We start from the raw sequence: 12071 nt of genomic DNA on the forward strand, positions 1-12071 counted from the left end.
TATGCCCTCCTTCGACGTTGCTGGTCGGTGCGGTCAACACGCGGGGCGACGGTCGGCATTCCCACCCCGTGGTCCGGATGGGAGCATGAGGCGGTGACCTCGACCTCGCGCGCGCACCGGCTCCGTCCGCTGACCCAGCCGGCCAAGCTCCAGAACGTCCTCTACGAGATCCGGGGACCGGTGGCCGCCCGGGCCGCCGCGCTGGAGGCCGAGGGCCACCGCATCCTCAAGCTCAACATCGGCAACCCGGCACCCTTCGGCTTCGAGGCGCCCGACATCATCCTGCAGGACATGATCGCGGCGCTGCCCACGGCGCAGGGGTACTCAGAGTCCAAGGGCATCCTGTCAGCCCGTCGCGCCGTCGTCTCGCGCTACCAGGACGAGCCCGGCTTCCCCGACCTGGACGTGGACCGGGTCTACCTCGGCAACGGGGTGTCCGAGCTCATCATGATGACTCTCAACGCCTTGCTCGACACCGGAGACGAGGTGCTGGTCCCGGCGCCCGACTACCCCCTGTGGACCGCCGCGACCAGCCTGGCGGGGGGCATACCCCGGCACTACCTGTGCGACGAGGACGACGGATGGAACCCGCAGGTGGAGGACATCCGGGCCAAGATCACGCCACGGACCAAGGCCATCGTGGTCATCAACCCCAACAACCCCACCGGGGCCGTCTACTCGCGCGAGGTGCTGGAGCAGATCGTCGAGCTGGCGCGGGAGCACTCGCTGCTGCTCCTCGCGGACGAGATCTACGACCGCATCGTCTACGACGACGCGCAGCACGTGTCCGTGGCCTCGCTCGCCCCCGACCTGCTCTGCCTGACCTTCAACGGGCTGTCCAAGACCTACCGGGTGGCCGGCTACCGGGCGGGCTGGGTGGCCATCACCGGCCCGACCTCCCACGCCCGGGGCTTCCTCGAGGGCATCGAGCTGCTCGCTTCGACGCGCCTGTGCCCCAACGTGCCGGCTCAGCACGCCATCCAGGTGGCGGTCTCCGGGCACCAGAGCATCGAGGACCTGATCCGCCCGGGGGGCCGGCTCGCCGAGCAGCGGGACATCGCGGTCTCGATGCTCCGCGCGATGGACGGCGTGAGCTGCGTCGAGCCCCGCGGGGCCCTCTACGTCTTCCCACGGTTGGACCCCGAGATGCACGAGATCCACGACGACGTGCAGCTCTGCCTCGACCTGCTCGAGCGCGAGAAGATCCTCGTCGTCCACGGGACCGGCTTCAACTGGCCCACCCCGGACCACCTGCGCGTGGTCACGCTGCCCTGGGGCGCCGACCTGCGGTCCGCGCTGGAGCGGATGGGCAACTTCCTCGCGGGCTACCGGCAGTGAGCGGGTCCGCCTGATGTGCGGCCGGTATGCCGCAAGCGCGCACCCGGGCGAGCTCATCGAGGCCTACGACGTCGAGCTCGACGCCACGGCGGAGCGGAGTGCCAGTGTGCTGAAGAGCGCGCAGCAACCACCGCCCGGAGAGCCCGACTACAACATGGCGCCGAGCAAGCAGGCCCCCGTCGTGCTGACCCGCAGGCCGCGGGGCGGCTCCGGTGAGGACGAGCAGGTCGAGAACTCCGGCCAGGGAGCGGCGACGGCTCCCGTCCGGCAGCTGCGACTGCTCACCTGGGGGCTGGTCCCCTCCTGGGCCAAGGACCCCTCGATCGGCTCGCGCATGATCACGCCCGGCAGGAGACGCTGCTGGACAAGCCCGCCTTCTCCCGGTCGGCACTGCGGCGTCGATGCCTCGTGCCGATCAGCGGGTGGTACGAGTGGCAGGTCAGCCCGGTCGCCACCGACGCCAGGGGCAAGCCGCGCAAGCAACCCTTCTACGTCACCCGGGCCGACGACGTGCCGCTGGCCCTCGCCGGTGTCTACGAGTTCTGGCGGGACCCCACCACGAGCGAGGACGACCCGCTCGGGTGGGTCGTGTCGTATGCCGTCGTGACCACCAGCGCGGAGCCCGGCCTGGACCGCATCCACGACCGACAGCCGCTCGCGCTGGAGCCGGCGCAGTGGGAGGACTGGTTGGACCCCGGACTGACCGAGGCGGGCGAGGTGAGATCCATCATCGACGCGGCGCACGTGCCCGGCCGGTTCCAGGCGTGGCCCGTGGACCGGGCCGTCGGCAGCGCCGCCGCCAACGGCCCGGGCCTGGTCGAGCCGGTGCCGGCCGAGGCGCTCGTGGGGGTCGTCGACCCCGTCACCGGCGAGGTGCTCGGCGGGTGAGCCCGCGGTGAAGGTCGTGGTGGCTGCCATCGGCAGCCGGGGTGACGTGCTGCCCTTCACCCACCTCGCGGGGCGCTTCGCCGACGCCGGTCACGAGGTCACCCTCGTCACGCACGCGACGCTGGTCGGCGCCGGGCACCCCGGGCTGAGGGTGGCGGACGTGTCGAGCGACCCCGAGGAGCTGCTCGCCGGGCCGGCCGCCCGAGCCGTACGTCGTGGGAGCCCGCGCAGCTCAGCCGCACCCGGCAGCTGTTCGCCGACTTCATCGACTCCGCCCGCCAGCCCTCGCTCGAGGCCCTGGACCGGGCGGACGTCCTGGTGGCGTCCACCTTCGCCATCGCCGCGGTCCACGAGGCCCTGGACCGGTCCGTGCCGGTGGTGCGGGCCCACATGTGGCCGGAGCACGCGGACCTGCGGGGGGTCATGCCCCTGCTGCCGTACTCGTGGTGGTTGCCGGCACCGGTCCGGGTCCTCGCCCGACGTGCCCTGCGTAGGGTGGAGCCCTACCTGGGCGGTGTCGACGGGGGGTGGCGGCGCGGGCGGCTGCACCTCGTCGCGCGACACCCGGTGAGCCTGACGACCTCCACGCTCGGCTCGCTCTACGCCTACAGCCCCGAGCTCGTCGCCGACGAGCCGACGGACGGCACGGTGACCGGGTGGTGGACGGGGAGCGGGCCCGACCGTCCGCTGACCCCGCGGGTGGCTCAGGCGCTGGACCACGGCGGGGACTGGATCTACGTCGGCTTTGGGTCGATGCACCAGCGCGACCCGGGCGCTGCTGCGCCGGGTGGACGCGGTGTGCGCCCGGCTCGGCGTGCGGGCGGTCGTGCAGGTGCCGGGTGCCCCGGCGGTGGACCTGCCGCACCTTCTGGCCGTCACGGACGAGCCGCACGACGAGCTGTTCCGCCGGGTGCACGCGGTCGTGCACCACGGCGGGGCGGGGACGACCGGGGCGGCGGTCCGGGCGGGTGCCCCGTCGTCGTCGTCCCACACTTCGCCGACCAGTTCTACTGGGGCAGCCGTCTGCACCTGCTGGGGGTGGCACCCCGCCCGGTCCCCCGGGCCCTGGCGACGACCGGGGCGCTGGCGCGGGCGGTCGAGGCCGCCCTGGACGCACCCGTCCGCCGGCAGGCCCGCGAGCTGGCGGCGCGTGTACGCGGCCAGGACGGGTGCGGGGTCGCCGTCCGGCAGGTCGAGGAGTGGCTGGCCCACGCGGAGAGCAGGTGAGGCCCGCCCTCCCCGCGGCCTCCGACCCCGGCCCGCTGCGGGTCGCCGCGCCCCCGATGGCCCTCGTCGCGCTGGTGCTGCTCCTCGTTGCCCCGCGCTACGGGCCGCACTGGGACGAGCTCTACTTCGGCATGCTGCCTCCCCGGTGGTGGTACGTCGACCAGCCGCCGCTGACGGTGTGGCTCACCTGGCTGCTGGGCCGGGTGAGCGACGACCTGTGGGTGCAGCGCCTGCCGGGGGTCGTGGCGGCCGTCGCCGGCGCTTTCGTGGCGACCCTGTTCCCGCGAGCCCTCGGTGCCCCGACGTCGGTGCAGCGGCTGGCCGGGTGGGCGCACGCGTTCACCGTCTACCCGCTCATCATGGGCCACCTGTTCACCACCGCGACGCTGGACCTGCTGGCCTGGCAGGTGGTGGTCCTCCTCGTCCTCCGGGCCTGCCTGGGTCACCCGCACGCTCTCCTGTGGGCCGGCACGGTCGCGGGTCTGGCTTGCTGGAACAAGCTGCTGGTCGTCGTCCTCGCGGCGGCCCTGCTCGTCGGCCTGCTGCTGACCCGGCCTTCCCTGCTGCGGACCCGGGACGCCCTGCTGGGCTCGTCGGTCTTCGTCCTCCTCGGCGCGCCCCAGGTGCTCCTGCAACTCGTCCACGGGCTGCCGATGGCCGAGGTCTCCGGCGGCCTCGTGGACGAGCAGGGCGACCTCGTGCGGCTCGTGCTGCTGCCGGCGCTGGCGCTGTTCGCCGGGCCACCGCTGCTACGCGTCTGGCTGAGCGGGTTCCTCACGCCCTGGAGACGCCCCGACCACCCCGCCCGCTTCCTGCTGCCGACCTTCGTGCTCGTCCTCCTGTGGACCTTCGCCAACCCCTCGCAGCCGTACTACCCGGTGGGCGTCTTGCTGCCGGCCCTCGCGGTGGGGTGGGCCACCCCGGCGGTGGCGGACCGGTGGAGCCGCGCGAGGAGCCGGACGGTCGTCACCGCGAACGGCGTGGTGGCGTGCCTGCTCTGCCTGCCGGTCCTGCCGCCCACCGAGACGTGGGTGTCCGCCGTGTCCCGGCTCAACCCGACCATCCGCGACCAGGTCGGCTGGCCCGGCTACGCTCAGCAGATCAGCGACCTGCGCCGACCCGACGAGGCCGTCGTCACCGACACCTACGCCCTGGCCGGCGCCGTGCACCGCTACGGGAGCTCGGCCGACCGGGCCGCGGTGCACTCGGGGCACAACGCGCTCTGGGACCTGGGGCCGCCCGAGGGGGACGAGGTCCTGCTGGTCGGCGAGGACGCCGTCGCCCGACGGGGGGACTTCGGCCGCTGCGGGGCGGCGACGGAGCTCGACACCGGCCCGGTGGTGCATCCCCGGCTCGAGCACGTGCCCGTCCTGCACTGCGTGGACCCGGTCGCCGACTGGGCGACGCTGTGGCCACGGTTCCGCCGCCTGGGCGGATGACCGGGTCCCCCCGCGTCAGGGGGACCGGACGGCCAGCACACGCACGGACTCGACCACCAGGGTCAGCACCAGGCTGCCCACGATGATGATCTGCCCGGTGCCCTCCTGGACCAGGGCGGGCGGCACCTGGTTCTCCGCGCAGAACACGAGCGCCACCACGGCCAGCGTGCCCCGGACCGCTCGACCGCTCTCGAGCCACCGTGTCTCCGGGCGCACCGCCGAGAGCAGGAGACCGGCTGCCGGGACCACGAAGGCCATGACGACCCCGGCCAGGTGGACGGCACCGGTGTCACCGGCGGGGAAGACAGCGGCGACCACGAGGCCCAGCCCCATGACCACGACGCTGCCCGCGAGCAGGCGGCCCCAGCGCGGGGTCAGCGCCAGCGCGGCGCCCGCGAGCAGCACCCCGGTCGACGCCAGGCCGACGTTGAAGGCGGCCGACCCCGGCGAGCAGATCCACCGTCCACCCCGAGGACGGCACGCACCGTCCCCCAGGTCGCTGAACATGTTCACCGTCCACACGAAGGTCGTCCCGGTGGTCCGCAGGGCGACGACCACGGTGACGACGAAGAGGACGATGGCGACCAGCACACCCGCCGCACCCAGGACGGGCCATCGGGGCGAGACCGGGGGGCGGGTCATGTCGGGAGGTCCTCCGGCCTCGGCGGCCAGCGTCTGCAACGGTCGTGGCGGCCGGTCGGGGACGGGCCGCGCCCCTCCGCTGCGACCAGGGGCAGCCGGGCCGCCACCGACCGGTCGAAGTGGGAACGGTAGCACCGCGGGCCGTCGGGACCGCGGGGAGGCGCTAGGTTGGGCCCGGACCGAGACCGAGACGAGGAGGCGACCGCGATGAGCGCTGTGCCGACCTGGGCCGCCCCCCACGTCCAGGGCGCCCTCGACGCCCGGGTCCGCGTGCCCGGCAGCAAGTCCCTCACCAACCGGTGGCTGGTGCTGGCGCTGCTGGCCGACGGCCCCAGCACGCTGCGGCACCCGTTGCACTCCGACGACAGCCGGCGGATGGTCGACGCCTTGCGCGCCCTCGGGGCGGGGGTGGACGACGACGACCCGGCCGCCTGGGTGGTCCGACCGCCGTGGGGCGGACCGCGCGGCGACGTGGACATCGACTGCGGTCAGGCCGGCACCGTGATGCGCTTCGTGCCACCGGTCGCCGCGCTGGCGGACGGGCCGGTGCGCTTCGACGGGCACCACTCGGCGCGTGCCCGCCCGGTGGGGCCGGTCCTCGACGGGTTGCGGGCGCTCGGTGCCGAGATCAAGGAGGAGGGCCACGGCACCCTGCCCTTCGTCGTCAGGGGCGGCCCGTCCGACGAGTCGGGGTCCTCCGAGGGCGGCGGTGCGGCCGCGCCCCCCGTCGTGCGCATCGACGCCTCGGCCAGCTCACAGTTCGTCTCGGCGCTGCTCCTGGCAGGGGCGGCGTACCCGCGTGGTCTGCGGCTGGAGCACACCGGGACGACGCTGCCCAGCCTCCCCCACGTCGAGATGACGCTCGACGCCCTGGCCACGGTCGGGGTCGAGGTGGAGCGCACCAGCCCGACCAGCTGGCTGGTCCACCCGGGGCAGGTCCGGGCGGTCGACATCACCGTGGAGCCCGACCTCTCCTCCGCGGCCCCTTTCCTCGCCCTCGCGGCCGTCACCGGTGGCCGGGTCGTCGTGGCCGACTGGCCGGAGCGCACCACCCAGCCCGGCGCCCGGATGAGGGACGTGCTGGCGGCCATGGGCGCCAGCACCGAGCTCACCCCGCAGGGACTGGCCGTCCGGGGCGCACCCGCGGGACGGCTCGAGGGGGTGGACCTCGACCTGTCCGAGGTCGGCGAGCTCACCCCCGTCGTCGCCGCCCTGTGCGCCCTGGCCCGGACCCCGAGCCGGCTGCGCGGGATCGCCCACCTGCGGGGGCACGAGACCGACCGAATCGCGGCGCTGGTCACCGAGCTGGCCCGGCTGGGCGCCGGCGCCGGGAGACGGCCGACGGCCTGGAGATCGAGCCCGCCCCCCTCACCGGGACGCGGCTGCGGACCTATCACGACCACCGCATGGCGATGTTCGCCGCCGTGCTCGGAGCGGTCGTCCCCGGGGTCGAGGTCGAGGACGTCGCCACCGCGGGCAAGACCTTCCCGGGCTTCGACCGGGTCTGGTCGGAGGCGGTCGCCACCGGTATACCGTCAGGGCCGCGGGCACCCGCGTCACCCGAGGACAGGGACGGCCGGGAGTCCCCGTGAGCGGGCGCTACGACCATCTCGACGAGTCCTCCGTCCGGGTGCGCCCCTCCCGCAAGGGTCGCGCCCGCGGACCAAGGACCGCCCGGCCCACGAGGACGCCGTCGTGGGGGTCGTCACCACCGTCGACCGGGGGCGCTACACCACCCGCGTCCAGGACCGCACCGTCGTCGCCATGCGCGCTCGCGAGCTCGGCCGCAGCCGCATCGTCGTCGGCGACCGGGTGGGCATGGTCGGGGACACCACCGGCCGACCGGACACGCTGGCCCGGATCGTGCGGGTCGAGGACCGGCGCACCGTGCTCCGCCGGAGCGCGGACGACACGGACGCGGTGGAGCGGGTCATCGTCGCCAACGCCGACCAGCTCGTCATCGTCACCGCCCTGGCCGATCCGGCGCCCCGCGAGCGCATGGTCGACCGCTGCCTGGTCGCGGCCTACGACGCCGGGCTCGAGCCGCTGCTGCTCCTCACCAAGGCCGACCTGGCGGACCCGGCCGACTTCCTGCGCCACTACACCGCGCTCGACGTGCCCTCGGTGGTGACCGGCAGCTCGGGCACGGGCGAGGTTCGTGCCCTCGAGCCGGATGCCGTGGGCCGCGTCCGGTCACTCCTCCAGGACCGCACGAGCGTCCTCGTGGGTCATTCGGGCGTGGGCAAGTCCACGCTCGTCAACGCGCTGGTGCCGGACGCCCTGCGCGCGACGGGCGAGGTCAACGCTGTCACCGGCCGCGGTCGGCATACCTCGACCTCGGCGATCGCCCTGGAGCTGCCGGGGGGCGGCTGGGTCGTGGACACCCCCGGGGTCCGGTCCTTCGGGCTGGGACACGTCGACCCCGGCACCTTCGTCGAGCACTTCGACGACCTCGCCGGAGGGACCGCCGGGTGCCCGCGCGGGTGCAGCCACGACGAACCGGACTGCGCTCTCGACGCGTGGGTGGACGAGGGCCACGCCGGCCCGGCGGGGGCCGCGCGCCTGGAGTCGCTGCGACGGCTGCTGCGCAGCCGCGGCGGCGATGAGCACGGCTGAGCGCTGACCAGCGGCTACGGTGAGCGGGTGCCTGGATACGACGACGACCTGAGACTCGCCCACGTCCTCGCCGACGCGGTGGAGCGCACCTCGCTCGACCTCTTCGGCTCGTGGGAGGACGAGGTCGAGGTCGGCCCGGACGGATCGCTGCGCACACCGGCCGCGGCTCGCCTGGAGGAGCTGCTGCGGCACCAGCTGCAGCGCACGCGGCCGCGGGACCGGGTGGAGGGCCGCATGCTCGAGGCGACCGGTCACGGTGCGCGCCGTTGGGTGATCGACCCGATCGACGGCGCCGCCAACTACGTCCGGGGCGTGCCGGTGTGGGCCACGCTCATCAGCCTGGTGGTGGAGGACCAGCCGGTGCTCGGCCTGGTGGCCGCACCGATGCTCTCCCGACGGTGGTGGGCCGGCGTCGGGTCCGGCGCCTGGACCGGCCGCACGCTGGCGCGGGCCCGGCGCATCGCCGTCTCCGACACCCGCGTGCTGGGTCACGCCTCGCTGTCCGCGGACGACGTCGCGGGCTGGTCCACGGGCCGCACGGACCTGGCTTCGCGGCCCTGACCGACCGAGTGTGGCGCACCCGCGCCTTCGGGGACTTCTGGAGCTACGCCCTGGTCGCCGAGGGCGCGGCGGACGTCGCGCTCGCGGCCTGGGCCGACCCGGTGCAGCTCGCGACGCTCGCCCCGCTGCTGCGCGAGGCCGGCGGGACGGTGACCGACCCGGAGGGCGCCCCCGCAGCCCTCCCGCTCGGGCCAGGCAGCACCGGTCACCCCGTCGTCGCCTCGAACGGGCACCTCCACGAGGAGGTCCTCACCACGCTGTCCGTCGGCGCAGAGCCGGCTCAGGGATGAGGGGGCGGGCCGCCGGCCACCTGGACGTCGGCGAGCCCTGAGCGGGCGACGCCCTCGAGGGCGACCGGGTCACCCACCACGACGACGGTCCAGCCCGGGCCGGTGCGCACCGCGTCCCAGGCGCCCGCCGCCCGCTCGACGGTGAGCGCCGCGAGGTCGGTCAGGGTCTGCGTCACGACAGCGGGCTCGAGGCCGTCGTGCAGCAACGGGACCAGCTCGTCGGCGACCGTGTCCGCGGTGAGGTAGCGGGAGGGCGCGGTCATCGCCAGGTAGTCGGCCGCCTCCCGCACCTCGCGCCCGGTCAGCTCGGCGCCCGGCACCGCCAGGATGCGCAGGGTCTCCTCCAGGGCCGGCAGCGTGGCATCGGCTCGCACCGACCCGCCCACCATGCACTGACCGCCCTGCCGACGGGGACGGAACCCCAGCCGCATGCCGTAGGTGTAGCCGCGCTCCTCCCGCAGCACCCGGTCCAGGCGGGCGTGCGGTGCCCCGCCGAAGAGCATCCCGAGGGCCTGGTAGGTGCCCCAGCCGTGCTCCGTGCGACGGTCCGGCCCGGGGCGGCCGAGCATCAGCTCGGTCTGCGCCGCGCCGGGGCGGGGCACCAGCACCAGCCGCTCGCGTCCGGGGCGCGACGTGACGCCCCGCCGATGGCGGCCGGCACGGCGGTGCTGCGCCAGGAGCCGAAGGTGCTCGAGAGCAGGCCGGCGGCGTCCGGGACGTCCGACAGGTCCCCGGCCAGCACGAGGGTGCCTCCCACCGGGGACAGACCCGCGTGGCGGTCTGCGAGCACGTCTGACGTCAGGGTGCCGACGGTGCTCGCCGAGCCACCCAGCGGCAGGTGCGCCCGGTCCTGAGGGTCGAAGTAGGCCGTGCGGAACTCGTGGCCGGCGCACCCGGTGGGGTCCGCCAGCTCGTGGGCGAGGTCGGTGAGTCGGTGCCGGACCAGTCGGGACACCTCGGGAGCGGGGAAGGTCGGCTCGGTCAGGCACTCCAGCAGCAGCTCGACCGCGGCGGGCAGGTGCCGGGCCGTGACCTCCAGCCCCAGGTGCACGCCCTGCTCCCCCGCGCCCGCTCCCAGGGCGATGCCGTGCCGCTCGGCGACCTCCGCGAGCTCGGTGGCGCTGTGCGTGGTCGTCCCCTCGTCCAGGCAGCGCGCCATGAGCAGCGTCGAGCCCTCGGTGCCCGGCGTCTCGTCGGCGACCGGGGCCGGCAGGGCGAGCCGCAGCGAGAGGACGTGCTGGCCGGGGAGGTCGACCAGCAGGATCCGCAGCCCGTTCGGGGCCACGGTGCTCTCCGCCTCGGGGAAGGCCCACGGGCGAGGTGGTCCCACCGGCGGACGTCGCCGGACGCGCGCGACCGTCATACCTCGGGCTCCCACCGGTAGACCAGGGTCGCGAGGGCCGACGGGACGAGATGGCGCGCGGCCGCGTCGCGGATCTCGTCGCCCCGACCGCCAGGACCTCGTCCAGATGACGGGTGACCTGGGCCGGGTCCGCGAAGAGCAGGGTGGCACGGCTGAGCAGGTCGGCGCGTTCGTCGTAGCCCGCGAGAGCCTCTGACCAGGACCGCTCGCTGTCCGCCCGCGACGCCTCCAGCTCCACCGGCCGAGGCCCGTCCGCGGCGAACTCCTCGAGGATCTGTGCGATCTCCTGCTCGACCTCGCGGGGATCCGTCTCCTCCGTCACGTCGGCGACGATCAGACCCACCGACGTGCCGTCGCGCAGGCCGAGCACGGACGCCGAGGCACCGCTGGCGCTCTCCGCGCCGCGCAGCAGCCGCTCGTGCACCCGCGAGATGCCGAGCGAGGCGATCGCGTCCAGCGCGAGCGCGCACGGGAGGAAGCCCGGGTCGGTCGCAGCGGGCAGTCGGGCGGCGATGTAGAGGCGCTCGGACGGTGCCTGCGGGTCGGTCACGACGCGGCGCACCGGCTGCTCCAGCGGGGGCAGCGCCGCGGTGGGCGCAGGACGGGCCGTCGTGCCGTCGGTCAGGTGGCCGAAGTAGCGCTCGACGAGCTCGAAGCCCTCCTCCGGCCCGATATCGCCGACCAGGGTGAGGACGCTGGTCCGCGGCCCGTAGTGCGAGCGGTAGAAGTCGTGGGCGTCCTGCAGGGTCGCGGCGGCGAGGTCGTCCATCGACCCGATCGTGGGATGGGCGTAGGGGTGGTCCGGCGGGAACAGCATGTCGCACAGGGTGGCCAGGGCGGTGCCGTAGGGCACGGTGTCATAGCGCTGACGCTTCTCCTCCACGACCACGTCCCGCTGGTTGTCGAGGTTCTCCTGGGTCAGCGCCGGCAGGAGGTGACCGTGCCGGTCCGCCTCGAGCCAGAGGGCCAGCTCCAGGCAGGAGCTCGGGACGGACTGCACGTAGGCGGTCCGGTCGAAGCTCGTGGAGGCGTTGGCCCGGCCGCCGTGCGCCATGAGCGTGGCCATGTGCTCCCCCTCGGCCACGAGCTCGCTCCCCTGGAACATCAGGTGCTCGAAGAGGTGCGCCAGGCCGGTGCGGCCCGGCTCCTCGTGCCGTGAGCCCACGTCGACCCACAGGCTCATGCTCACGCTCGGCACGGCGTGGTCCTCACTCACGACGACCTGCAGACCGTTGGGCAGGGTCCGGTGGGCCACGGGAAGGTCGAGGGGCATAGGAGCGACACCCTATGCGGTCGGGCACGGAGGGTCGGGGCCGACACGACGAAAGCCCGGACCGAGTGGTCCGGGCCTTCGCGCGCGTCCGACGCGATGCGTAGCGGGGGCAGGATTTGAACCTGCGACCTCCGGGTTATGAGCCCGGCGAGCTACCGAACTGCTCCACCCCGCGTCGTGGTGAGCCCCACTTTACGTGATGGTGAAGTGCACACCAAATCCGTGACAGGTCAGGGCTCCTCGGTCTGGGTGGCGGCGTCCTCGTCACCACCGTCGACGCTGACCGACCCACCGGAGGGGTCGGCCTCGACGGCCCGGTCGATCGCCTCGCGCAACCGCTCCTGGGCCTGGCCGTAGGCTCCCAGTCGCCGTCGGCGAGAGCGGCCTGACCGTCCTCGTAGGCCGACTCGATGTCGGCGAGCGCCTGGGCCAGG

General features: G+C 74.4%; 8 protein-coding genes, 1 tRNA gene and 4 pseudogenes. 8 read left to right on the forward strand and 5 right to left on the reverse strand.

Translation table 11 applies throughout. From position 1 onward, the window contains the following. Positions 1–93: 93 nt before the first annotated feature. The 4 genes and pseudogenes from BJF80_RS08210 (at position 94) to BJF80_RS08225 (ending at position 4892) form a co-directional block, all read left to right on the forward strand. Positions 94–1338 (forward strand): pyridoxal phosphate-dependent aminotransferase, encoded by a 1245-nt coding sequence (locus tag BJF80_RS08210; protein ID WP_075812774.1) that lies wholly within the window; start codon positions 94–96, stop codon positions 1336–1338. 13 nt (positions 1339–1351) lie between these two features. Further along, positions 1352–2226, forward strand: a pseudogene (locus BJF80_RS08215) (SOS response-associated peptidase). Positions 2227–2544: 318 nt separating this feature from the next. Then, the gene (locus BJF80_RS08220) at positions 2545–3453 is read left to right on the forward strand and encodes a hypothetical protein (protein ID WP_075812776.1); all 909 of its coding nucleotides are present in this window, start codon (positions 2545–2547) and stop codon (positions 3451–3453) included. Then, positions 3450–4892 (forward strand): glycosyltransferase family 39 protein, encoded by a 1443-nt coding sequence (locus BJF80_RS08225; protein WP_075812778.1) that lies wholly within the window; start codon positions 3450–3452, stop codon positions 4890–4892. Before BJF80_RS08220 ends, BJF80_RS08225 begins: the two co-directional genes overlap by 4 nt. A 15-nt stretch (positions 4893–4907) precedes the next feature. On the opposite strand, the gene BJF80_RS08230 is transcribed toward BJF80_RS08225, so the two are convergent. Further along, the gene (locus tag BJF80_RS08230; RefSeq protein WP_022925029.1) at positions 4908–5534 is read right to left on the reverse strand and encodes a DUF998 domain-containing protein; all 627 of its coding nucleotides are present in this window, start codon (positions 5532–5534) and stop codon (positions 4908–4910) included. A gap of 306 nt (positions 5535–5840) precedes the next feature. On the opposite strand from BJF80_RS08230, the pseudogene aroA reads away from it, so the two are divergent. The 4 genes and pseudogenes from aroA (at position 5841) to BJF80_RS21130 (ending at position 9001) form a co-directional block, all read left to right on the forward strand. Next, positions 5841–7126: pseudogene (gene aroA, locus BJF80_RS08235) on the forward strand (3-phosphoshikimate 1-carboxyvinyltransferase). Then, positions 7123–8150 (forward strand): annotated as a pseudogene (rsgA, locus tag BJF80_RS08245) (ribosome small subunit-dependent GTPase A). The pseudogenes aroA and rsgA overlap by 4 nt, the downstream one beginning before the upstream one ends. Positions 8151–8177: 27 nt before the next feature. Continuing rightward, positions 8178–8711, forward strand: coding sequence for an inositol monophosphatase family protein (locus BJF80_RS21125; protein ID WP_321166363.1), 534 nt, complete (start codon positions 8178–8180; stop codon positions 8709–8711). A gap of 8 nt (positions 8712–8719) precedes the next feature. Continuing rightward, positions 8720–9001 carry an inositol monophosphatase family protein gene (locus BJF80_RS21130; RefSeq protein WP_321166364.1) on the forward strand — a complete coding sequence of 94 codons (282 nt, stop codon included), beginning with the start codon at positions 8720–8722 and terminating at the stop codon, positions 8999–9001. On the opposite strand, the gene BJF80_RS19975 is transcribed toward BJF80_RS21130, so the two are convergent. The 4 genes and pseudogenes from BJF80_RS19975 to BJF80_RS08270 all read right to left on the reverse strand — a co-directional run bounded on the left by BJF80_RS19975 (position 8992) and on the right by BJF80_RS08270 (position 11812). Then, positions 8992–9603, reverse strand: a complete 612-nt coding sequence (locus BJF80_RS19975) for an insulinase family protein (RefSeq protein ID WP_237767502.1) — start codon at positions 9601–9603, stop codon at positions 8992–8994. The two genes, BJF80_RS21130 and BJF80_RS19975, sit on opposite strands and share 10 nt — an antisense overlap. Further along, a complete protein-coding gene (locus BJF80_RS19980) occupies positions 9570–10331 on the reverse strand; it encodes a M16 family metallopeptidase (protein ID WP_237767503.1) in 762 nt (253 codons plus the stop codon). The genes BJF80_RS19975 and BJF80_RS19980 overlap by 34 nt, the downstream gene beginning before the upstream one ends. A 310-nt stretch (positions 10332–10641) precedes the next feature. Continuing rightward, a pseudogene (locus BJF80_RS19985) lies at positions 10642–11637 on the reverse strand (M16 family metallopeptidase); the annotation flags it as partial. Between the two features lie 101 nt (positions 11638–11738). Beyond that, positions 11739–11812: transfer RNA gene (locus tag BJF80_RS08270), tRNA-Met, on the reverse strand. Positions 11813–12071 lie beyond the last annotated feature (259 nt).

The organism is Serinicoccus sp. CUA-874, from assembly GCF_001942225.1.
Lineage (GTDB): Bacteria > Actinomycetota > Actinomycetes > Actinomycetales > Dermatophilaceae > Ornithinicoccus > Ornithinicoccus marinus.

Excerpts from the sequence above, each read along its gene's own strand:
- BJF80_RS08230 (WP_022925029.1), bottom strand. The coding sequence starts at position 5,534 with ATGACCCGCCCCCCGGTCTCGCCCCGATGGCCCGTCCTGGGTGCGGCG.